Origin of the sequence: Bradyrhizobium sp. Mp27, assembly GCF_029953005.1 — a bacterium.
GTDB lineage: Bacteria > Pseudomonadota > Alphaproteobacteria > Rhizobiales > Xanthobacteraceae > Bradyrhizobium > Bradyrhizobium barranii.
Genome location: NZ_JASAUS010000015.1, coordinates 23,323 through 44,433 on the forward strand (window position 1 = coordinate 23,323; position 21,111 = coordinate 44,433).

The 21,111-nt window shown below is 65.0% G+C and carries 20 protein-coding genes; 9 read left to right on the plus strand and 11 right to left on the minus strand.

What is annotated here, in order from left to right:
* Positions 1–134: 134 nt before the first annotated feature.
* From sucD to QJT78_RS11605, 7 genes are all read right to left on the minus strand, one after another.
* Positions 135–1,019 (minus strand): succinate--CoA ligase subunit alpha, encoded by an 885-nt coding sequence (gene sucD, locus QJT78_RS11575; RefSeq protein WP_025575976.1) that lies wholly within the window; start codon positions 1,017–1,019, stop codon positions 135–137.
* Between the two features lie 33 nt (positions 1,020–1,052).
* A complete protein-coding gene (locus tag QJT78_RS11580; RefSeq protein WP_028150481.1) occupies positions 1,053–1,532 on the minus strand; it encodes a DUF1579 family protein in 480 nt (159 codons plus the stop codon).
* Positions 1,533–1,536: 4 nt separating this feature from the next.
* Positions 1,537–2,733 (minus strand): ADP-forming succinate--CoA ligase subunit beta, encoded by a 1,197-nt coding sequence (gene sucC, locus QJT78_RS11585; RefSeq protein WP_028150482.1) that lies wholly within the window; start codon positions 2,731–2,733, stop codon positions 1,537–1,539.
* 205 nt (positions 2,734–2,938) lie between these two features.
* Complete coding sequence (gene mdh / locus QJT78_RS11590) at positions 2,939–3,907, minus strand: malate dehydrogenase (RefSeq protein ID WP_028150483.1); 969 nt, start codon at positions 3,905–3,907, stop codon at positions 2,939–2,941.
* A 264-nt stretch (positions 3,908–4,171) separates the two neighbouring features.
* Positions 4,172–5,356: a cell division protein ZapE gene (gene zapE / locus QJT78_RS11595; RefSeq protein ID WP_028150484.1), complete on the minus strand. Its 1,185-nt coding sequence runs from the start codon at positions 5,354–5,356 to the stop codon at positions 4,172–4,174.
* A gap of 232 nt (positions 5,357–5,588) precedes the next feature.
* Entirely contained in the window at positions 5,589–6,125 is a 537-nt protein-coding gene (thpR, locus tag QJT78_RS11600; RefSeq protein WP_028150485.1) for an RNA 2',3'-cyclic phosphodiesterase, read from the minus strand.
* A gap of 174 nt (positions 6,126–6,299) precedes the next feature.
* Positions 6,300–6,935, minus strand: coding sequence for an arylesterase (locus QJT78_RS11605; protein WP_028150486.1), 636 nt, complete (start codon positions 6,933–6,935; stop codon positions 6,300–6,302).
* 55 nt (positions 6,936–6,990) lie between these two features.
* Here QJT78_RS11605 and QJT78_RS11610 point away from each other — a divergent pair, with 55 nt between their 5' ends.
* The 4 genes from QJT78_RS11610 (at position 6,991) to QJT78_RS11625 (ending at position 12,193) form a co-directional block, all read left to right on the plus strand.
* A complete protein-coding gene (locus QJT78_RS11610) occupies positions 6,991–7,713 on the plus strand; it encodes an ABC transporter ATP-binding protein (protein ID WP_028150487.1) in 723 nt (240 codons plus the stop codon).
* Positions 7,710–10,280, plus strand: coding sequence for an FtsX-like permease family protein (locus QJT78_RS11615; RefSeq protein ID WP_038952185.1), 2,571 nt, complete (start codon positions 7,710–7,712; stop codon positions 10,278–10,280). Before QJT78_RS11610 ends, QJT78_RS11615 begins: the two co-directional genes overlap by 4 nt.
* A gap of 270 nt (positions 10,281–10,550) precedes the next feature.
* Complete coding sequence (locus QJT78_RS11620; RefSeq protein ID WP_014490629.1) at positions 10,551–11,342, plus strand: Bax inhibitor-1/YccA family protein; 792 nt, start codon at positions 10,551–10,553, stop codon at positions 11,340–11,342.
* 320 nt (positions 11,343–11,662) lie between these two features.
* Positions 11,663–12,193, plus strand: coding sequence for a GNAT family N-acetyltransferase (locus QJT78_RS11625; protein ID WP_028150489.1), 531 nt, complete (start codon positions 11,663–11,665; stop codon positions 12,191–12,193).
* Between the two features lie 105 nt (positions 12,194–12,298).
* Here the strand turns inward: QJT78_RS11625 and QJT78_RS11630 are convergent, their stop codons facing one another.
* The 3 genes from QJT78_RS11630 to acnA form a co-directional block, all read right to left on the minus strand.
* Positions 12,299–12,670 (minus strand): DUF2794 domain-containing protein, encoded by a 372-nt coding sequence (locus QJT78_RS11630; protein WP_281460233.1) that lies wholly within the window; start codon positions 12,668–12,670, stop codon positions 12,299–12,301.
* A gap of 578 nt (positions 12,671–13,248) precedes the next feature.
* Positions 13,249–14,025, minus strand: coding sequence for a DUF1223 domain-containing protein (locus QJT78_RS11635; protein ID WP_028150491.1), 777 nt, complete (start codon positions 14,023–14,025; stop codon positions 13,249–13,251).
* 219 nt (positions 14,026–14,244) lie between these two features.
* Complete coding sequence (gene acnA, locus QJT78_RS11640) at positions 14,245–16,965, minus strand: aconitate hydratase AcnA (RefSeq protein WP_038941803.1); 2,721 nt, start codon at positions 16,963–16,965, stop codon at positions 14,245–14,247.
* Positions 16,966–17,208: 243 nt separating this feature from the next.
* On the opposite strand from acnA, the gene ccmA reads away from it, so the two are divergent.
* The 5 genes from ccmA (at position 17,209) to QJT78_RS11665 (ending at position 20,372) form a co-directional block, all read left to right on the plus strand.
* Entirely contained in the window at positions 17,209–17,811 is a 603-nt protein-coding gene (gene ccmA / locus QJT78_RS11645) for a heme ABC exporter ATP-binding protein CcmA (protein WP_028150493.1), read from the plus strand.
* Between the two features lie 286 nt (positions 17,812–18,097).
* Positions 18,098–18,766 (plus strand): heme exporter protein CcmB, encoded by a 669-nt coding sequence (gene ccmB, locus QJT78_RS11650; protein ID WP_028150494.1) that lies wholly within the window; start codon positions 18,098–18,100, stop codon positions 18,764–18,766.
* Between the two features lie 91 nt (positions 18,767–18,857).
* Positions 18,858–19,589 (plus strand): heme ABC transporter permease, encoded by a 732-nt coding sequence (locus QJT78_RS11655; RefSeq protein WP_028150495.1) that lies wholly within the window; start codon positions 18,858–18,860, stop codon positions 19,587–19,589.
* Positions 19,586–19,771, plus strand: coding sequence for a heme exporter protein CcmD (ccmD, locus tag QJT78_RS11660; RefSeq protein WP_028150496.1), 186 nt, complete (start codon positions 19,586–19,588; stop codon positions 19,769–19,771). The genes QJT78_RS11655 and ccmD overlap by 4 nt, the downstream gene beginning before the upstream one ends.
* A gap of 10 nt (positions 19,772–19,781) precedes the next feature.
* Complete coding sequence (locus QJT78_RS11665; RefSeq protein ID WP_028150497.1) at positions 19,782–20,372, plus strand: DsbE family thiol:disulfide interchange protein; 591 nt, start codon at positions 19,782–19,784, stop codon at positions 20,370–20,372.
* A 135-nt stretch (positions 20,373–20,507) separates the two neighbouring features.
* Here the strand turns inward: QJT78_RS11665 and QJT78_RS11670 are convergent, their stop codons facing one another.
* Positions 20,508–21,110 carry a septation protein A gene (locus QJT78_RS11670; protein ID WP_028150498.1) on the minus strand — a complete coding sequence of 201 codons (603 nt, stop codon included), beginning with the start codon at positions 21,108–21,110 and terminating at the stop codon, positions 20,508–20,510.
* Position 21,111: the final 1 nt, after the last annotated feature.

Consider the following 21,111-nt stretch of genomic DNA (forward strand, 5'->3'; position numbering starts at 1 on the left):
TGAGTTCCTGGCGATTTCGGTTCGCGCATAACAAACGGCGCTGGCGCTGAGCTCCCCGGCAGAGGCCCAGCGCGACAGGCACCATTTATCCTATTTGCTACGAAACTTCGCCCGGAAAAGTACGAAGAAGTGAATTAGCCTTTCAACTTTTCGGCAAGCGTGTGACCGAGGCGGGCGGGAGACGGAGACACTGTAATCCCAGCCGATTTCATCGCGTCGGTCTTGGAACCGGCGTCGCCCTTGCCGCCTGAGATGATCGCACCGGCATGGCCCATGCGGCGGCCGGGAGGCGCGGTGACGCCGGCAATGAAACCGACCATCGGCTTCTTGCGGCCGCGCTTGGCCTCGTCCTTGAGGAACTGGGCGGCGTCCTCCTCGGCGGAACCGCCGATCTCGCCGATCATGATGATCGATTCGGTCTTGGGGTCGGCGAGCAGCATTTCCAGCACGTCGATGAACTCGGTGCCCTTGACCGGGTCGCCGCCGATGCCAACCGCGGTGGTCTGGCCGAGGCCTTCCTGCGAGGTCTGGAACACGGCTTCATAGGTCAGCGTGCCGGAGCGGGAGACGATGCCGACGCTGCCGGTCTTGAAGATGTTGGCGGGCATAATGCCGATCTTGCACTCGCCGGCGGTCATGACGCCCGGGCAGTTCGGCCCGATCAGGCGCGACTTGGAACCGGCCAGCGAGCGCTTCACGCGCACCATGTCGATGACAGGAATGCCCTCGGTGATGCAGACGATCAGCGGGATCTCCGCGTCGATGGCTTCGCAGATCGCATCGGCCGCGCCCGGCGGCGGCACGTAGATCACCGACGCATCGGCGCCGGTCTTCTCACGCGCCTCGCGCACCGTGTCGAACACCGGCAGGCCCAGATGCGTGGCGCCGCCTTTGCCCGGCGAGGTGCCGCCGACCATCTTGGTGCCGTAGGCGAGCGCGGCCTCCGAGTGGAAGGTGCCGTTCTTGCCGGTAAAGCCCTGGCAGATGACCTTGGTGTTCTTGTCGATCAGGATGGACATGAGGTCTGCTTTCGCGAACTAACGAGTGAGAGGTCAGTGGATGCGGCGGTAGATGCCGGTGAGCACGTCGGCCCAGCCTTCCGCGTCCGGCGAGAACTGGATCTTCAACGAGTAGGAATTGTCGTCGATGATTTCGTAGACGTGGCGCGCATTGCCGCGGAGCGAGCCGCGCACCAGCGTCAGGGTCTTGCCGACCCAGCCGCCGGAGGCGGGCGAGGGCGGCGTGTAGCCGAGCGAGTCGTACCAGAACAATTTGTAGGTCCGGTCGTCGCGGTCGTAGGTGAAGAGGCCGTGGGTGGCGAAAGCCTGCTTGCCGTCGCGCATCTGGACACAGTCCTGGATCAGGTAGAACCCGTTGAGATCCATGCGCGCGACGACATGCGAGGTCGCCGGCCCGCCGGCGACCCAGCGCGACGGGAAGACCACCTCTTCGCCATTCCATTCGCCGGCGAACGCGGCGAGGCGCGTGTGCTCTGCAAGCGGAGATGATGCAGCGAGATGGTCCTGGGTCATGGCCTCAGCCTCCCTTGACGGCCTTCACGATCTTCTGCGCGGCGTCGTCGAGATTGTCCGCCGGCACCACGTTCAGGCCGGATTCACGGATGATCTTCTTGCCGAGCTCGACATTGGTGCCTTCGAGGCGAACCACCAGCGGCACGCTGAGGCCGACCTCGCGCACGGCGGCGGTGACGCCTTCGGCGATCACGTCGCACTTCATGATGCCACCGAAGATGTTGACCAGGATGCCCTTCACGTTGGGATCGGCGGTGATGATCTTGAAGGCGGCCGCGACCTTTTCCTTGCTGGCGCTGCCGCCGACGTCGAGGAAGTTCGCCGGCGCCATGCCGTAGAGCTTGATGATGTCCATCGTCGCCATCGCGAGACCGGCGCCGTTGACCATGCAGCCGATGTTGCCGTCGAGGGTGACGTAGTTGAGGTCGTATTTCGACGCCTCGATTTCCTTGGCGTCTTCCTCGGTCTCGTCGCGCAGCGCGAGCACCTCGGGGTGACGGAACAGCGCGTTGTCGTCGAACGACACCTTGGCGTCGAGCACGCGGAGCTGGCCCTGCTTGGTCACGACCAGCGGGTTGATCTCCAGCATCGACATGTCCTTGGCGACGAAGGCGGTGTAGAGCTGCGCGGTGAGCTTCTCGGCCTGCTTGGCGAGATCGCCGGAGAGTTTCAGCGCGTTGGCGACGGTGCGGCCGTGATGGCCCATGATGCCGGTCGCGGGATCGACCGAGAAGGTGACGATCTTCTCAGGGGTGTTGTGCGCGACGTCCTCGATGTTGACGCCGCCTTCGGTCGACACCACGAACGAGACGCGCGAGGTCTCGCGGTCGACCAGGAGCGAGAGATAGAACTCCTTGTCGATGTCGGAGCCGTCCTCGATGTAGAGGCGGTTGACCTGCTTGCCGGCGGGGCCGGTCTGGATCGTCACCAAGGTGGCGCCGAGCATCTGCTTGGCGAATTCGGCGACCTCAGCGGCCGACTTGGCGATGCGGACGCCGCCCTTGTCGCCGGCCGAGGCTTCCTTGAACTTGCCCTTGCCGCGGCCACCGGCGTGGATCTGGCTCTTCACCACCCAGACCGGGCCCGGGAGGGCCTTGGCGGCGGCTTCCGCGTCCGCGGGCTTCAGGACGGGGACGCCCCTTGAGATCGCGACGCCGAACTCGTTCAGCAGCGCTTTGGCCTGATATTCATGGATATTCATATGGTCGCTCCCTGAACCCGCGGGCGGTGACCTCTAGGGCCCACCTCAGTCTTGTGGCTGGCATACCATATACCACAGGAACTGCAACCCGGATTCTTTGACATCGAGATCTCTGGACTGCGGACCCGGAACCCGCCCGACGCGGGGCCCGGAAATGAAACCGCCGAAGACCGGTTTTTCGATCTTCGGCGGGGATTGCTCTCGCTTAGCGGCCGAGAAGATCGGGTGCGATCTTCTTGCAGGCATCGACCAGGCCCTGTACGGCGCCGACCGACTTGTCGAAAGCCTCGCGGTCCTTGCCGGCGAGCTCGATCTCGACGACGCGCTCGACGCCCTTGGCGCCGATTACGACGGGCACGCCGACATACATGTCCTTCACGCCGTATTCGCCGTTCAGATAGGCGGCCGAGGGCAGCACGCGCTTCTTGTCACGCAGATAGCTCTCGGCCATCGCGATCGCGGAAGCGGCGGGTGCGTAGAAGGCCGAGCCGGTCTTGAGCAGATTGACGATCTCGGCGCCGCCGTTGCGGGTGCGGTCGACGATCTCGTCGAGGCGCGCCTGCGAGGTCCAGCCCATCTTGACGAGGTCGGGCAGCGGAATGCCGGCGACGGTGGAGTACTTCACCAGCGGCACCATGGTGTCGCCGTGACCGCCGAGCACGAAGGCAGTGACGTCCTCGACCGAGACGTTGAACTCGTCGGCCAGGAAGTAGCGGAAGCGCGAGGAGTCCAGCACGCCGGCCATGCCGACGACCTTCTTGTGCGGCAGGCCCGAAGCCTTCTGCAGCGCCCACACCATCGCGTCGAGCGGGTTGGTGATGCAGATGACGAAGGCGTCGGGGGCGTATTTCTTGATGCCGGCGCCGACCTGCTCCATGACCTTGAGGTTGATGGAGAGGAGGTCGTCGCGGCTCATGCCGGGCTTGCGCGGCACGCCGGCGGTGACGATGCAGACCTTTGCGTTGTCGAGGGCTTCGTACGAATTGGCGCCGGTGTAGTGCGCGTCAAAGCCGTCGACCGGCGACGACTGCGCGATGTCGAGTGCCTTGCCCTGCGGCACGCCCTCGGCGATGTCGAACATCACCACGTCGCCCAGTTCTTTCAGGCCGATGAGATGAGCCAGCGTTCCGCCGATCTGACCTGAGCCAATCAAAGCAATCTTGTCGCGCGCCATGTGAACCTGTCCTTTAGACACGTTAAGGAGGGGAAAACTGAGACGGGTGGTTATCCCTTTCGCTCCCCCCGTTCAAGTCGGTGGATGCCCAATTGTCGGGCTTGGCGAACATTGAAGCGCATCCCTGTCATTCCGGGGCGCGACGAAAGTCGCGAGCTACGATGCGCAATTGCGCATCTGAGAATCCATAACCACCAGCGGGAGTATGGATTCCGGGCTCGTCGCCTCGCGACGCCCCGGAATGACAGCGCTGGCAAATAGGACTTAAGTCTCCACCAGGCCCTTGGTGGAGCCGCTGGCGGTGGAATCCTTGCGGCCGTGAGGCAGCGCCAGATAGGATTCCGAGCTCATCTCGATCAGGCGCGACGCCGTCCGCTTGAACTCCATGGCCTCGTTGCCCTCGTGGGCGAGGTAGAGCGAGATCGGATTGGCATCAGCCGAGGCCATCAGCTTCACGGCATTGTCATAGAGCGTATCGATCAGCGTGATGAAACGCTTGGCGGCGTTGCGCTGGGAAAAATCCATCACTGGAATATGGTCGACCAGAATGGTGTGATAGTCGTGCGCGAGCCGGAGGTAGTCGGACGCGCCGAGCGGTTTTTCGCAGAGATCCGCAAATCCGAACCGCGCCACGCCATGGGCCGAGCACGGCACGTGCAGGATGCGGCCCTTGAACGAAATATCGCGCGACTTGCATTTGGCGCCACCGGTCATCTTCGACCAGGCGCGGTCGAGGGCTGCGTCCGCGTCGCCGTCGGCCGGCGTCAGCCACATCGGCACGCCCTGAAGCTTTTCCAGGCGGAAATCCGTGCGCGCATCGAGCCGCAGCACGTCCATGTGGTCGGTGATCTGCTTGATGAAGGGCAGGAACAGCGAACGGTTCAGGCCGCCCTTGTAAAGATCGTCGGGCGCGACGTTGGAGGTCGCGACCACCACGGTGCCGAGCTCGAACAGCTTTGCGAACAGGCGGCCGAGGATCATCGCGTCCGCGATGTCGGTGACGTGGAATTCGTCGAAGCAGAGCAGCCAGCTTTCCTCGAAGATCGCGTTCGCAGTCAGCGCGATGACGTCGCCATCGGCGATCTCGCCGCGCGAGATGCCCTGGCGATAATCGTAGATGCGCTCATGCGCTTCCGCCATGAACTCGTGGAAATGCGCGCGGCGCTTGTGCTCGACGGTGCTGTGCTGGAAGAACAGGTCCATCAGCATGGTCTTGCCGCGGCCGACTTCGCCATGGACGTAGAGCCCGCGCGGCGCCTCGTCCTTGTCGCCGCTGAACAGACGACTGAGCAGGCCCTGCTTGCGTTGCGGCTTGTAATTCGCGAGCCGCTGGTCGAGCGCCGCATAGGCTTCGGCGATGTCGGCCTGCGCAGCATCGGGCTCGATCGCGCCGGACGCGATCTGGGCCTGGTATGCCTCGCGGAATGAGGAACTGGGGGTGGAGAGCATGGCTCTTTACCGCCAGAGATGCGCGGAAATTGCAAGCCGTGAATTGGTGGGCGGGGTATGCGGTTTCGTGTCCCGGACGCGCTGCAGGGTGCAACGCTGCTGCGCAGAGCGGGGACCCACTATTTCGTACATCCATCGTGGAACGATGGGCCCCGGCTCGGCAGCGCACCACACCGGACGATGCTACGCATCGCCGGGAGTGCCGCACTGCGTCCGGGGCACGATAGCTGGCTTACTCACACAGCTCGTAGGCGTCCTCGACCACATAGGGGCCGCCGCCGGTCGATGCGCGTGACGAGAACAAGACAAAACGTTCGGCCATGAACGCCTTGCTCGGGAAGTAACCGCGCAGCGAGAGATAGTCGGCGACGTCGCGGTCGGACGCGTCGTGCAGCCGGGCCAGCGTGACATGCGGGGTGAACTTGCGGCCTTCAGGGTCGAGGCCGATCCGCTGCATCATGCGTTCGAGCTCGGCCTGCAATTCCATCAGCGGCTTGCTCGGCGCGATGGTCGCGACCACCGCGCGCGGCTTGCGGCCGCCGAAGCTCGTGAGCCCCTGCACCTTCACCTCGAAGGGCTTGCGATCAACGCGAAACAGCATCGATGCGATCTCGTTGGCGGACATGCCGTCGATATCGCCGATGAAGCGCAGGGTAACATGATAATTTTCGGGATCGACCCAGCGGGCGCCGGGAAGGCCGCCCCGTAAATTGGAAAGCGTCTGGCCGATCTCGGCCGGAATTTCCAGACCTGTGAACAAACGCGGCATCGTTTCGCACTCCCGATGCTTGGGCATGATCCCTGGGAAGGATCACATCCAAATTGTAGAGCCGGAGACGAATCACCGGTACCCTGATTCCTATCGCAGTTGTGTGACTCTGCGAAGCATCGCGCGCCTCACCCCGGTAAAACCCTGGGAATTAGGGTTAGCGCTGCCCGCTTTTCAGCGGCGCTGCTCGCTTATGTTGCGCAAAAATGCCTCCACGGTGGGCATGATGTTGTTAACGATGATGTCGACGCCAGCCGCGGTCGGATGAATGCCGTCAGCCTGGTTGAGCTTGGCGTCGGCCGCGACACCGTCGAGGAAGAACGGATAGAGCGGCACGTCGAATTTTTTCGCAAGATCCGGATAAATCGAATTGAAGCGCGCGGCGTATTCCGCGCCGTAATTCGGCGGCGCCAGCATGCCGCACAGCATCACCGCGATCTTGCGTGCCTTCAATCGCTGGACGATGTCGGTCAGCGCAGTACGCGTCAAATCGGGGTCGATGCCGCGCAGCGCGTCGTTGGCGCCGAGCTCGATGATCACGCCGTCGGTTCCGTCCGGGACCGACCAGTCGAGCCGGTCACGGCCGCCGGACGAGGTGTCGCCGGACACGCCGGCATTGGTCATATCGACCGCTATGCCTTTGGCCTGCAAGGCTTTTTGAAGTTTTGTGGGGAATGCGTCCTGGGCCGGGAGGCCGAGGCCGGCGCTCAGGGAATCGCCGAGAACGACAAGCTTAACCGGTTTTGCCGCTTCGGCCCATGCCGGATCCATCGCCGTCATCAAAGCGAACATCAACACGGCTATGTGCATGAAGAATCCGTAACGCCTCTCGACCGCGTGTACGGAGTTGCCATATGACCGGACCATGGACAGTCGCATCGAAACCTCTTCGCTCGCCGGCACCGCGCCGGACACCATCGCCATCTCCAACGTCAATCTTTCATTGGGTACGGGCGCGGCACGCGTTCACATCCTCAAGGATATCAGCCTGCGGGTCGCCTCGGGCGAGACGATCGGCCTGATCGGCCCGTCAGGCTCGGGCAAATCCACGCTGCTGATGGTGATGGCGGGGCTGGAGCGTCCTGATAGCGGAGAGGTGGTGGTGTCAGGCACGCCTTTCAATGCCCTCGACGAGGACGCGCTCGCCCGCTTCCGCGGCCGCCAGGTCGGCATCGTCTTCCAGTCCTTCCATCTGATCCCGACCATGACGGCGCTCGAGAACGTCGCCGTGCCGCTCGAACTCGCCGGCAACCCTGACGCTGCAAGACGCGCGGCGCAGGAGCTGCAATCGGTCGGGCTCGGCGATCGCCTGCATCACTATCCGACGCAGCTGTCCGGCGGCGAGCAGCAGCGCGTCGCGCTCGCCCGCGCGCTGGCGCCCGATCCCGCCATCCTCGTCGCCGACGAGCCGACCGGCAATCTCGACGAGGCGACGGGAAAGCAGATCGTCGACCTGCTGTTCGGCAAGCACGCCGAGCGCGGCATGACTCTGGTGCTGGTCACGCACGATTCCTCGCTCGCACAGCGCTGCGATCGCGTGATCCGCCTGCGCTCCGGCCGCATCGACACCCAGTCTGCGCCGGCATGACCATCGCAGCCGAACCGTTCCCAAAACCCAACGGCGTCGCGCTGTCGCTGCGCTACGCGCTGCGCGAATTGCGCGGAGGCCTGCGCGGCTTCTATGTCTTCATCGCCTGCATCGCGCTCGGCGTGATGGCCATCGCCGGCGTCGGCTCGGTCTCGGCGAGCCTGAGCGACGGTCTCGCGCGCGAGGGCCGCACGCTGCTCGGCGGCGACGTCTCCTTCGTGCTGTTCCAGCGCGAGGCGAAGCCCGAGGAGGTCTCGTTCCTGCGCTCGCGCGGCACCGTGTCCAGCGCCGCCACCTTGCGCGGCATGGCGCGCTCCGCCGACGGCCAGCTCGCGCTGGTCGAGATGAAGGCGGTCGACAGCACCTATCCGATGCTGGGTCAGCTGACGCTGGCGCCGCCGCTGCCGATGTCCGACCTGCTCGCGGAGCGCGACGGCGCGTTCGGTGCCGCCGCCGATCCGACGCTGCTGGCGCGGCTGTCGCTGAAGACCGGCGACCGCGTCACCATCGGAAGCGCGACCTTCCAGATCCGCAGCACCGTCGAAGCCGAGCCCGACAAGCTCGCCGGCGGCATCGGTTTCGGGCCGCGCTTCCTGATCAGCGAGGCGGGTCTGCGCGCCACCGGACTGATCCAGCCCGGCAGCCTGGTGCGCTGGGTCTACCGGGTGAAGCTGCCTGACACCGCCAACAGCGAGCGCGCCACCGACGCCTTCATCGCGGACGCGCGCAACGCCGCGCCGCAGGCCGGCTGGGAGATCCGCAGCCGCTCCAATGCCTCGCCGCAGCTCGAGCGCAACATCAACCGCTTCACGCAATTCTTGACGCTGGTCGGCCTCGCCGCGCTTCTGGTCGGCGGCGTCGGCGTCGCCAATGCCGTCAAGAGCCATATCGACCGTCGGCTCGAGGTCATCGCGGCGTTCAAGGCGGTCGGCGCCACCGGCCGCGACGTGTTCGGCATCTATCTGGCGCAGGTCCTCCTGCTGGCTGGAATTGGCTCGGTGATCGGCCTTGCGCTCGGCGCCGCCATGCCGTTCGCCATCGTCGGCCTGTTCGGAAAACTGCTGCCGCTGCCGGTGGTGCCGGCCGTGCATGCCGACGAGCTCGCGCTGTCCTTCGTCTATGGCCTGCTCACGGCGCTCGCCTTCGGCCTGTGGCCGCTCGGGCGAGTGCACGACGTGCCAGTCGCCGCACTGTTCCGCGACACCATCAGCTCCGAATGGCACCGGCCGCGCTGGAGCTATGTCGTGTTCATGGCCGTCGTGATCGCGCTGCTGATCGCGGTCGTGATCGGATTGTCCTTCGACAAGCGCATCGCCGCGGTGTTCGTGGCCTCCTCGGTCGTCGTGTTCGCCCTGCTCCGCGGCATCGCCGCCCTGCTGATGACGATCGCGCGCCGGCTGCCGCGCACGCGCCTGCCGATGCTGCGGCTGGCGATCGCCAACATCCACCGGCCGGGCGCGCTGACGCCCTCCGTCGTGCTGTCGCTCGGGCTCGGGCTCGCCGTGCTCGTCACCATCACCCAGATCGACGGCAATCTGCGCCGGCAGTTCCTTGCGGCCCTCCCCGAGCACGCGCCGTCGTTCTTCTTCATCGACATCCCGAGCACGCAGGCCGAGCAGTTCGACGGCTATCTGCGCCGGATCGCGCCAGGCGCAAAGGTCGAGGACGTGCCGATGCTGCGCGGCCGCATCGTCGCCGCGCGCGGCGTGCGTGCCGAGGACCTCAAGCCCACCACCGATTCCGAATGGGTGCTGCAAAGCGATCGCGGCCTGACCTATACCGCCGAGCAGCCGAAGGGTTCCAAGGTGGTCGAGGGCGAATGGTGGAGCGCCGACTATTCCGGCCCGCTGCTGGTCTCGATGGAGAAGAAGATCGCCGACGGGCTCGGCCTCAAGCTCGGCGACGAGATCGTGGTCAACGTGCTCGGCCGCGACATCCCGGCCAAAATCGGCAATCTGCGCACCATCGACTGGCAGGGCATGGGCATCAATTTCGTGCTGGTGTTCTCGCCCAACGCCTTCAAGGGCGCGCCGCATACCCATATCGCGACGCTCACCGAGGCCGGCGGCACTGCGGCCGGCGACGGCAAGATCATCAAGCAGGTCGCCGACGCCTATCCGATGGTGACCAGCGTGCGCGTGCGCGAGGTGATGGCGACGGTCGGCTCGGTCGTGACCAATCTGGCGCTCGCGATCCGCGGCGCCAGCGCGGTGACCCTGATCTCGGCGATCCTGGTGCTGGGCGGCGCGCTCGCCGCCGGCCACCGCCACCGCGTCTACGATGCCGTGATCCTCAAGACCCTCGGCGCGACCCGGCTGCGGCTGCTCGGCGCCTATGCCCTCGAATACCTGCTGATCGGACTTGCCACCGCTGTGTTCGGCGTGATCGCCGGCAGCATCGCGTCCTGGATGATCGTGACGCGGCTGATGACGCTGAGTTTCGTCTGGCAGGCCGGCAGCGCGGCCGGCGTGGTCGCGGCGGCCCTGGTCGTCACGGTCGGACTTGGGCTCGCCGGGACGCTGCTCGCATTGAACAAAAAGCCCGCCACGGTGTTGCGGAATTTGTGACAAATGGTAGCGGGCGACCCCGCGATGTCGGAATCGCACGATTCCAGCGATTAACCACGTCTGCTCGCCAGGATTGCGGGCGAGGGCGACATTCAGCCGCGCGTGGACGGTTGCAGCGAATGTGTTAGTTTCCCACATATCCAATGGGTTCGGAGCCCCGATTATGAGCCAGAATTTAGTCGGCACAGATCGGTATCCGAGATAGAATTTGACGAACCGGCGGCATGGCGACCCTCATGCCGGACCGGGCTAACCAACGGGAATTCGACCATGTCGGACCTAGACCGTAACTACGCTTCTCCTTTCGGCAGGGCCGCCGGGCGTGTCGACGCCGCGACGGTCGATGCCGGCCTGCGCGCTTATATGCTGCGCATCTACAATTACATGAGCATCGGCCTCGCCATCACCGGCCTGGCCGCGCTCGGCGTCTATATGGCCGCCGTGACCGACGTTCCGACCCCGGAAGCCGTCCGCGTCGGCAAGCTGTTCCTGACGCCGTTCGGCTACGCGATGTTCGTCAGCCCCCTGAAGTGGCTGTTCATGCTCGCGCCGCTCGCGATGGTGTTCGTGATCTCGGCGGGCATCAACCGTCTCGCCCCCTCGACCGCGCAGATCCTGTTCTGGGTGTTCGCGGCGCTGATGGGCATCTCGCTGTCCTCGATCTTCCTGGTGTTCACGCACACCTCGATCGTGCGGGTGTTCTTCATCACCGCGGCCACGTTTGGCGCACTGAGCCTCTACGGCTACACCACCAAGCGTGATCTGACCGGGATGGGCTCGTTCCTGTTCATGGGCCTGATCGGCATCATCATCGCGAGCCTGGTCAATTTGTTCCTGGCCAGCACGATGCTGCAGTTCATCGTGTCCGTGGTCGGCGTGCTGGTGTTCGCGGGCCTCACCGCCTGGGATACCCAGCGGCTGAAGAACGACTACATCTACGGCTACGCCTCGGCCGGCGGTGACATCGCAGAGCGTGCGGCCATCACCGGCGCGCTGTCGCTGTACCTGAACTTCATCAACCTGTTCACGCTGCTCCTGCAGCTCCTCGGCCAGCGCGACTAAGCGCTTCGACAAGGGAACGGATACGAACCCCGGCCGAGAGGCCGGGGTTTTTGTTTGGGCCGGGGTGCGCCACACGCCCGTAGCCCGGATGGAGCGAAGCGCAATCCGGGACGGGCCTATCTGCGGATACGGCGGCCCCGGATTTCGCTGCGCTCCATCCGGGCTACGAGCGTCACCTCTCCCCTCGTCCTTGCGCAGCGAAGCAATCCAGAGACCCCCCGCGGGCGCATTTCTGGATTGCTTCGCTGCGCTCGCAATGACGGCGGAGAGGCGGCTTCGCCCCCTTCCAGCCGTCCCGGGAAGGCTTTAGTCTTCCTCCCATGTCCGCACCTGAGATCAGGCCCGCCGTCGAGGCCGACCTTCCCGCCATCACCGCCATCTACCAGCAGGCCGTCCGCGAGGGCACCGCGACGTTCGAGCTGGCGCCGCCGGATCTCGCCGAGATGACGCGCCGCTACCGCGCGCTGATCGACGGGGGCTATCCCTATTTCGTCGCCATCCTCGATCGTAGCGTCGCCGGCTATGCCTATGCCGGCGCCTACCGGCCGCGGCCGGCCTACCGCTTCACGGTCGAGAACTCGATCTATCTCGATCCCTCGTTCCACCGCCGCGGCATCGGCTCGTTGCTGCTGGACCGGCTGATCGCCGAATGCGAGGCGCGCGGCTTCCGCCAGATGATCGCGGTGATCGGCGATTCCGCCAATGCCGGCTCGATCGGCGTGCACACGCGCGGCGGCTTCAAGATGATCGGCACGCATCCCAATGTCGGGCTGAAATTCGGCCGCTGGCTCGACACGGTGATGATGCAGCGCGACCTCGGCGAAGGCGCGAGCACGGTGCCGGGGAAGTAGGGACCTTGTAGCCCGGATGGAGCGAAGCGTAATCCGGGACAGGTTCATGCGCAGACCCAGCAGCCCCGGATTGCGCTGCGCTCCATCCGGGCTACGGGATTCCTGCTACACCACCGCCAATTTCCGATCAATCACCAGCAGCACGCGCTCGAGCTCGTGGCCGCGGCGCAGGATCAGGCCGGTCGCCGAGATCACGCTGTACATGCCCTGCTTGCGCGCCAGCCGCGGATCCTTCTCGATGCGATAGATCGGCACCTCCGAGGCGCGGCGGAAGACCGAGAACACCGCGCGGTCCTTCGGGAAGTCGATGGCATAGTCGCGCCACTCGCCGTCGGCGACCATGCGGCCGTAGAGGTTGAGGATGCGGTTCAGTTCCAGCCGGTTGAATGTCACCCGGTTGGGTGGGGCATTCGCAGCGGCGGGGCGCGCCACCGCGCGCTGCTCGCTCGGATCGGCATCCTCCGGCGTCAGACTCATCGCGCGCCTCCTTATCTCGCGGCATGATCGCATCCGCGAAGACCGTCCCCGGAACCGCGGATCATGACAATTGCATGATCGCGCCAACCGTTCCCCGCCGCAAGGGGCTCTTCACTCAACTGATTGAATCGGGGGTGAATCGGAGCACACGCAGGAGTGGAATTCTGTCGCGGCAAACCGTCACGGGATCGTTAGAAGGAATCTTGATATCGCCGCTTTTCCGCCAAGCGCCTGCCGCCCTGCATTGCGAAAAGACCTGTGTGCGTTGACCCGGTCCTTTCGGTTCCGGATTCCTCAGCCCCCAGCCCCCCGGGGCCGTCAGGATCGGGTCTGTACGCGCGACAAGGAGGGCCAACGCAAGTTGGTCCTTTTTGGTTTGTGCCGAGATGTTCCCGGCACGACCAACTTCCCTCTGATTAACGCGAAGGCAACTCTCTCCCCTCATCCTGAGGAGCCGCGAAGCGGCATCTCGAAGGATGGAGGGCCGCGCTACATCAGCCGCCTCGCGCGCGGCGCGGGAGCACGCTCCTCATCATGAGGCGTAAGAGCGAGTACGACGCTAGCGAGAGAAATCGAATCTAGTGCAGCGACGTGTAGGCTGCGCCGAGCATCGCACCCGGCTTCTCACGGCTGCCGTCCTGGACATAGACCACAGCGCCGTCGACGCCCTCGCGCGTGAGATTTTCCAACGGCACCGTCCAGCTTTCCGGACGCCCGTTCCAGTCGCCGACCTTGAGCAGGTTGCGGACGACGTTGTGATAGGTGACCTGCTGTCCGCGATTTTCGCCGCGGCTGATCGCGATCGGCACTGACTTCGTGATCGAGCAGATCCAGACCTCACCGTGCGAGGCCGCCGACTCCTTGCTCGCCGCCACCGAGACGTTGATCTGCTTGCCTGCAAGCGACATCGTCACCGGCACGCTCATTACGCCCGTGCCCTTGTCAGCCTTGCCGATCGCGCTCTCGATGCCGGCGCGATCGCTGCCGATGACATGCGTCGAACCGTTGACCACGACTTGCGGCGTATAGACCTCGCGGTCGCCGCGCATGCGCGAATAGGCGCGCTGCCGCGCCGAGAAGCGCGAATCGGCAAGCGTGTCCTTCCAGCCGAGATAATCCCAATAGTCGATCGGCATGCTCAGCGCGATGATCGACGGGTCGTTGGAGAGATCGCCGATGACCTGGTCGGCGGGCGGGCAGGAGGAGCAGCCCTGCGACGTGAAGAGCTCGACCACGGCGCGGGGCTCAGCCTCGGCGGGACGGATGACGGCGACGATGGCGCAGATACCAAGTGCTCCCGACCAGAGTGCACCGGACCAGCGCGAAACCAGATTAGAAGCCATCATTGCAGTCATGTTTGAACGTCACACCTCGCACGCGTGGGGGAAGATCCTATCGCCTGATGGTCACCGTAGTCTTACGGGCATGGCACATTCTACCGTCCAGGGCGAGGTTTTCCGCCGGGCGGGACCATCGGACGCGTATTCAAAACGCACGAGGGCGGCCTTGTGATAGGCCGCCCTCGTTTAACCTTCTACTCACGTCGCAGTGAGCCACCGTTCACAAATTCGCGCTTAGGCCGCGAGCTTGCGCAGCACATAGTGCAGAATGCCGCCGTTTCGGTAGTAATCGAGCTCGTCCAGCGTATCGATGCGGCAAAGCAGCGAAACCCGCTGCAACGAACCGTCGCCGGAGACGATCTCCGCGGTCAGTTTCTGACGCGGCTTCAGGTCGCCGACCAGGCCGCGCAGCGTGACCTTCTCGTCGCCCTTCAGGCCGAGCGACGACCACGAGGTGCCTTCCTCGAAGGTCAGCGGCAGCACGCCCATGCCGACCAGGTTGGAGCGGTGGATGCGCTCGAAGCTCTGGCAGATCACGGCGCGGACGCCGAGCAGGCGCGTGCCCTTCGCAGCCCAGTCGCGCGAGGAACCGTTGCCGTATTCGGCACCGGCGAACACCACCAGCGGCACCTGCTCCTGCTGGTACTTCATCGCGGCGTCGTAGATCGACATCTGCTCGCCGTCGGGCCAGTGCTTGGTGAGACCGCCTTCCGGGATATTTCCGTCAGCGCCCTTCAGCATGAAGTTCTTGATGCGGATGTTGGCGAAGGTGCCACGCATCATCACTTCATGGTTGCCGCGGCGCGTGCCGTACTGGTTGAAGTCGGCGGGACGCACCTGGTGTTCGCTGAGATATTTGCCGGCGGGCGAAGTGAGCTTGATCGAACCGGCCGGCGAGATGTGGTCGGTGGTGATCTTGTCGCCGAACATGGCGAGGATGCGCGCCTCGACGATGTCGGTGACCGGCTCCGGCTCCTTCTTCATGCCGTCGAAATAGGGCGGGTTCTGCACATAGGTTGAGCTCATGTTCCAGCGATAGGTCTCGCTCTCGACGGTCTTGATCTTGCGCCAGTTGGTGTCGCCCTTGAACACGTCGGCATACTTCTTCTTGAAGATCGACGCGGTCACGAACTTCTTCATGAAGGCGTTGATCTCCTTCGTCGTCGGCCAGATGTCCTTGAGGTACACCGGCTTGCCGTCCTTGCCTTCACCGAGCGGCTCGACGGCGAGGTTCTTGGTGACGCTGCCCGCGAGCGCGTGGGCGACGACCAGCGGCGGCGAAGCCAGATAGTTCGCCTGCACATCCGGCGAGACGCGGCCTTCGAAGTTGCGGTTGCCGGAGAGCACGGCGGCCGCGACGATGCCGTTGTCGTTGATCGACTTCGAGATCTCTTCAGGCAGCGGACCGGAATTGCCGATGCAGGTGGTGCAGCCGAAGCCGACCAGGTTGAAGCCGACCTTGTCGAGATCGGCCTGCAGACCGGAATCGGCGAGATAGGCCGCGACCACCTGGCTGCCCGGGGCGAGCGAGGTCTTCACCCACGGTTTTGCCTTGAGGCCCTTGGCGGCAGCGTTGCGCGCAAGCAGGCCGGCGCCGATCAAGACGCTCGGGTTCGAGGTGTTGGTGCAGGAGGTGATCGCGGCGATCACGACGTCGCCATGACCGATCTCGAAGTTCTTGCCGTCGACGGCAAAGCGCTTCCCGGGCTCTTCGGTCTTCTTGTACTCGGTGCCGAGCGCGAGCGAAAAGCCTTCGGCGACCGACGGCAGCGCGATGCGGCCCTCGGGACGCTTCGGACCGGCCATCGAGGGAACGACGTCGCCGAGATCGAGGGTCAGCGTTTCCGTGAACACCGGATCGGCCGACTTGGCGGTGCGGAACAGGCCCTGCGCCTTGGCATAGGCCTGCACCAGCGCGACGCGCGCCGGAGCGCGGCCGGAGGTCTTGAGGTAGTCGAGCGCAGCGGCGTCGACCGGGAAGAAGCCGCAGGTCGCACCGTATTCGGGGGCCATGTTGGCGATCGTCGCCTTGTCGGCGACGGAGAGGTGGTCGAGGCCGGGACCGAAGAACTCGACGAACTTGCCGACCACGCCGAGCTTGCGCAGCATCTGCGTGACGGTGAGCACGAGGTCGGTCGCGGTGACGCCTTCCTTCATCGCGCCCTTCAGCTTGAAGCCGACGACGTTGGGCAGCAGCATCGACAGCGGCTGACCGAGCATGCAGGCTTCCGCCTCGATTCCGCCGACGCCCCAGCCGAGCACGGCGAGACCGTTGACCATGGTGGTGTGGGAGTCGGTGCCGACCAGCGAGTCGGGATAGGCGACCTCGAAGGTGCCGGTCTTCTTGCCGACCGTCATCTTCTCCTTCTTGGTCCAGACCGTCTGGGAGAGATATTCGAGATTGACCTGATGGCAGATGCCGGTGCCGGGCGGCACGACCGAGAAGTTCGAGAACGCCTTCTGGCCCCACTTCAGGAACTCGTAGCGCTCCTGGTTCTGCTTGTATTCCTCGGTGACGTTCTTGCCGAAGGCCTTGTTGTCGCCGAAGAAATTCACGATCACGGAGTGGTCGATGACGAGGTCGACCGGAACCAGCGGATTGATCTTCTCGGCGTCGCCGCCGAGCTTCTGCATCGCGTTGCGCATCGCGGCGAGGTCGACCACGGCCGGCACGCCGGTGAAATCCTGCATCAGCACGCGGGCCGGGCGGAATGCGATCTCATGCTCCAGCGACTTCTTGCGCAGCCACTTCGACACCGCCACGATGTCTTCCTTCTTGACCGTGCGGCCGTCCTCGTTGCGCAGGAGGTTCTCGAGCAGAACCTTCATCGAATAGGGGAGTTTCGAAATTCCCTTCAGACCATTCTTCTCGGCCGTGGGCAGGCTGTAATAGACATAGGTCTTGGCGCCGACCTTGAGGGTCTTTTTGCATTTGAAGCTGTCGAGCGAGGTCATGTAGGAAATCCCAATTGTTAGTTATACCCGGCAAGGGGTATTTTAACACCGTCAGCGAGTCCGGCTGGGTCGCTTGCAGGGGCAGGTTGAGTTGCTGCATCAAGTAGTTCCGGGCTTATAGAAGCTTTCTAACCGCGCCGCCACAGCCACAATCGTGCCGCAGCAATCCGCGAGCCAAAAATTCCCATGCGCTACCCCAAGATTTCCTGAGGCCAGGCTTTGAGCGGATTGAACCAAGACAAGATGCAGCTGTCCGGACGCGGGGTCGTCTGCGTGCGCGGCGGCCGCGAGGTGTTTTCCGGGCTCGATTTCGAGGCTGTCGCCGGCGAGGCCGTGGCGGTCGTGGGCCGCAACGGCTCGGGCAAGACCTCGCTGCTGCGGCTGATCGCGGGCCTGCTGATTCCGGCCGGCGGGACAATCGCGCTCGCCGGCGGCGATGCCGAGCTGACGCTGCCGGAGCAGTGCCACTATCTCGGCCATCGCGACGCCCTGAAGCCGGCGCTGAGCGTGGCGGAAAACCTGTCATTCTGGGCTGATTTTCTGGGCGGCGAGCGCAGTGATACGGCCAAGAGCCTCGCCATCGTCGGGCTCGATCACGCCACTCATTTGCCCGCGGCCTTCCTGTCCGCCGGCCAGCGCCGCCGCCTGTCGCTGGCCCGGCTGCTGACGGTGCGCCGCCCGGTCTGGCTGCTGGACGAGCCGACCACGGCGCTGGATGTGGCCGGCCAGGGCATGTTCGAGGGCCTGATGCGGGAGCATCTGGCGCGCGGCGGCCTGATCATCGCGGCGACCCATGCGCCGCTGGGGATCGATTCGCGGGAGCTGAGGATTGGGGGTGCAGCATGATTCCGACGGACCCTCAGTTTTCCAAGCGGCCGGGCCCAGCTCTCTCCGAGGGTCAGGGAGAGGGGTGCGGCACGGCGTGCTCTATCGGCTCAAGCGGTTGGGAAGCGGTTGCTCTGTTGCGGACAATCTGCCCAAAACAGAAATCTCTCCCAGGGCTACCCATCTCCCCCGCCCTCCCCCGCATCCGCCTTCGCCAAGGCTTCGGCGGACAAGAGGGGGGAGGGAGCGCAGTTTGCCTGGGGCACGAGTCAGGCTCCCACGGTTGCCTCGCCATCGGATACTCCCCATGACCGCCCTGTCCGCCCTCATCCGCCGGGACATCCGGATCGCGCTCCGCGTCGGCGGCGGGGCATTGATCGGCGTGCTGTTCTTCCTGACCGTGGTGGTGCTGATGCCGTTCGCGGTGGGGCCGGATCTGGCGCTGCTGTCGCGGCTGGGGCCGGCGATCCTGTGGCTCGGCGCGCTGCTGGCGAGCCTGCTCACCCTGGACCGTTTGTTTATGGCCGACCACGAGGACGGCTCGCTCGACCTGATCACGATGAGCCGGACGCCGTTGGAACTCGCCTGCGCCGCCAAGGCGCTGGCGCATTGGCTGGCCGCAGGCCTGCCACTGATTGTCGCAACCCCGGTGCTCGGCCTGCTGCTCAACCTCGACATGGTCGCGACCGGAGCGGTGGCGCTGACGCTGCTGGCCGGTACGCCGGCGCTGACCTTCACCGGCATGATCGGCGCGGCGCTCGCGGTGACGCTGCACCGGGGCGGACTGTTGATGGCCGTGCTGGTGCTGCCGCTATCGATCCCGGTGCTGATTTTCGGGGTCGCGGCCTCGCAGGCCGTGATCGTCGGTCCGATGACGTTCGGCGCGCCGTTCTCGATCCTGTGCGCGCTGTCGCTGGTCAGCCTCGTCATCGGCCCTTTCGCGGCGGCGGCGAGCCTGCGCCATGGTCTCGACTGAAATGGCCTGGATTGCCCTTGACCCCGATCAACTTTCGCTGCGCGCTTTTATGCTGATTGCGTGAGTGCTGACCTGTGATTATCAGAATACCATGACGCTGATCGATCTCGCCAATCCGACACGGTTCCTCGCGCTGACGGCGCGGCTGCTGCCGTGGCTTGTGGCCGCGACCGTCATCCTGCTCACCATCGGCCTCTACCAGTCCGCCCTCGCGCCCGACGACTACCAGCAGGGCGCGACGGTGAAGATCATGTTCATCCACGTGCCCAACGCCTGGCTGTCGATGTTCGTCTGGGGCGTGATGAGCATCGCCTCATTGGGCACGCTGGTGTGGCGGCATCCGCTCGCCGACGTCGCCGCCAAAGCCGCCGCGCCGATCGGCGCCGCCTTCACCTTCCTCGCGCTGCTCACGGGATCGCTGTGGGGCCGGCCGATGTGGGGCACCTATTGGGAATGGGACGCGCGGCTGACCTCGGTGCTGATCCTCTTCCTGATGTATCTCGGCCTGATGGCGCTGTGGCGCGCGGTCGAGGATCCCTCGCGCGCGGCGCGCGCCGCCGCGGTGCTGACGCTGGTCGGCGCGATCAACCTGCCGATCATCAAGTTCTCGGTCGATTGGTGGAACACGCTGCACCAGCCGGCGTCGGTGATGCGCATGGGCGGCTCGACGCTCGACAAGTCGTTCCTGATTCCGCTGCTGCTGATGGCCATCGCGTTCACGCTGCTGTTCGTCACGTTGCACCTGGCGGCGATGCGCAACGAGATCCTGCGCCGCCGCGTCCGCTCCTTGCAGATGATGCAAGCGAGCCAGAAGGCCGCATGACGATGTCACTTGGTCCCTACGCGTCCTTCATCGTGACGTCCTATGCCGCGGCCGCGCTCGTCGTCGTGATCCTGATCGGCTGGATCGTGCTCGACCATCGCAGCCAGACCGAGCGCCTGCGCGAGCTCGACCGCAGCGGCGTCACGCGCCGCTCCGGACGCAGCGCAACGGACACGCCGTGAGCGACCAATCATGAGCGATCAACCGACGTCCGCTCCGCCGCAGCGCCGCACCTTCCTGATGGTGCTGCCGCTGATCGCCTTCATCGCCCTGGCGCTGCTGTTCTGGTTCCGGCTCGGCAGCGGTGATCCCTCGCGGATTCCCTCCGCGCTGATCGGCCGGCCGGCGCCGCAGACCGCGCTGCCGCCGCTCGAGGGATTGCAGGCCGACAATTCGCAGGTGCCGGGCCTCGATCCCGCCGCGTTCAAGGGCAAAGTCAGTCTCGTCAATGTCTGGGCGTCCTGGTGCGTGCCCTGCCATGACGAGGCGCCGCTGCTGACCGAGCTCGCCAAGGACAAGCGCTTCCAGCTCGTCGGCATCAACTACAAGGACGCGGCCGACAACGCGCGCCGTTTCCTCGGCCGCTACGGCAACCCGTTCGGCCGCGTCGGCGTGGATGCCAACGGCCGCGCCTCGATCGAATGGGGCGTCTATGGCGTGCCGGAGACGTTCGTGGTCGGGCGCGAAGGCACCATCGTCTACAAGCTGGTCGGACCGATCACGCCGGACAATCTGCGCACGGTGCTGCTCCCGCAGATGGAGAAGGCGTTGAAGGGGAGCTAGCGCCGCTCTCGTGCCCCGGACGCTGCGCAGCACGAAGTGATGCGCTGCAGAGCCGGGGCCCATGTCACCGCACCGGCATTCTTGGAGAGAGTCTGGGTCCCGGCTCGCGCTTCGCGCGTCCGGGACACGAGACCGTCACCCCTTCCTTACATCCCCCGCCTCGGCCTCGCTCGCCTCCAGCGACGCCGGCTCGATCCCGTAGCGCTTGGTCAGCGGCATCTGGGCGATGGCGAAGATCATCGTGATCGGCGTGACGCCGAACACCTTGAAGTTCACCCAGAAGTCCGTGCTCTGGGTACGCCAGACGATCTCGTTGAGCACCGCCATGCCGGCGAAGAACAGCGCCCAGCGCAGTGTGAGGATGCGCCAGCCCTGCGGGGTCAGGTTGAACATCTGGTCGAACATCACGGCGATGAAGGAGCGGCCGAACAACAGCCCGCCGCCGAGGATCGCCGCGAACAGGCCGTAGATGATGGTCGGCTTGACCTTGATGAAGGTCTCGTCGTGCAGCACCAGCGTCAACGTGCCGAACACCAGCACGATCACGCCTGTCACGATCGCCATGATCGGGATGTGGCGCGTCACCACATAGGACGCGATCATCGCCGCCACGATCGCGACCATGAAGGCGCCGGTCGCGGCAAACAGATTGAACTTCGCATTCACGAAGAAGAACACGAGCAGCGGACCGAGCTCGGTCGCGAGCTTGAACAGCGGATGCGGCTGGGTCTTGTCCATT